The organism is Escherichia sp. S10b, from assembly GCF_028421345.1.
Lineage (GTDB): Bacteria > Pseudomonadota > Gammaproteobacteria > Enterobacterales > Enterobacteriaceae > ECMA0423.
This window is the reverse complement of record NZ_JAHZSO010000072.1, coordinates 1-1,115: the sequence shown is the minus strand read 5'-3', so window position 1 is coordinate 1,115 and position 1,115 is coordinate 1. Positions and strand designations below refer to the sequence as shown.

Annotated in this window: 2 protein-coding genes; both read left to right on the top strand. The window is 59.1% G+C overall.

The window, feature by feature from the left end; all coding sequences use genetic code 11:
- Positions 1 to 559 (top strand): conjugative transfer relaxase/helicase TraI domain-containing protein (locus FTE26_RS06210; protein WP_334313975.1); only part of this gene is annotated, 559 nt, incomplete at its 5' end.
- 19 nt (positions 560 to 578) lie between these two features.
- Positions 579 to 1,115: type-F conjugative transfer system pilin acetylase TraX (gene traX / locus FTE26_RS06205; protein ID WP_272457521.1), on the top strand; the 537-nt coding region annotated here is incomplete at its 3' end.

Sequence of the window (1,115 nt, the reverse complement as noted above, 5' to 3'; positions counted from 1 at the left end):
CGTGGCCCTGCAGGGCAGCCGTAACGGAGAGAGCCTGCTGGCTGATAATATGCAGGATGGTGTCCGGATTGCCCGTGATAATCCTGACAGCGGTGTGGTGGTAAGAATCGCCGGTGAAGGTCGTCCGTGGAATCCCGGTACCATCACCGGTGGTCGCGTGTGGGGGGATATCCCGGACAACAGCGTTCAGCCGGGAGCCGGAAATGGCGAACCGGTCACGGCAGAGGTACTGGCACAGCGGCAGGCTGAAGAGGCCATCCGCCGTGAAACGGAACGCCGTGCGGATGAAATTGTCCGTAAAATGGCAGAGAACAAACCTGACCTGCCGGACGGCAAAACAGAGCAGGCTGTCAGGGATATTGCCGGGCTGGAGCGTGACCGGTCTGCCATATCTGAACGGGAAGCCGCGCTGCCGGAGAGTGTACTGCGTGAACCACAACGGGTGCGGGAAGCGGTCCGGGAGGTTGCCCGGGAAAATCTGCTGCAGGAGCGACTGCAGCAGATGGAGCGGGATATGGTTCGTGACCTGCAGAAAGAGAAAACCCTGGGCGGAGACTGACACAGGAAGATAAACGCTGATGACAACGGATAACACGAACACAACACGTAATGATTCACTGGCTGCCCGGACCGATACCTGGTTGCAGTCGTTGCTGGTCTGGTCACCCGGACAGCGGGATATCATCAAAACGGTGGCACTGGTGCTGATGGTTCTGGACCATGCAAACCGCATTCTGCATCTGGACCAGTCGTGGATGTTTCTGGTCGGGCGTGGGGCCTTTCCGCTGTTTGCCCTGGTGTGGGGGCTGAATCTGTCCCGTCATACGCATATCCGGCAGGAGGCCATTAACCGGCTGTGGGGATGGGCGGTGATTGCCCAGTTCGCATATTATCTGGCCGGCTTTCCCTGGTATGAGGGGAATATCCTGTTTGCCTTTGCAGTTGCGGCACAGGTGCTGACATGGTGTGAAACGCGCACCTGGTGGCGTTCCGCAGAGACCATGTTGCTTCTGGCAATGTGGTTGCCTTTCTCCGGCACCAGTTACGGCATTGCCGGGCTGCTGATGCTGGCAGTCAGCCACCGGCTGTACCGGGCGGAAGACAGAGCGGAACGT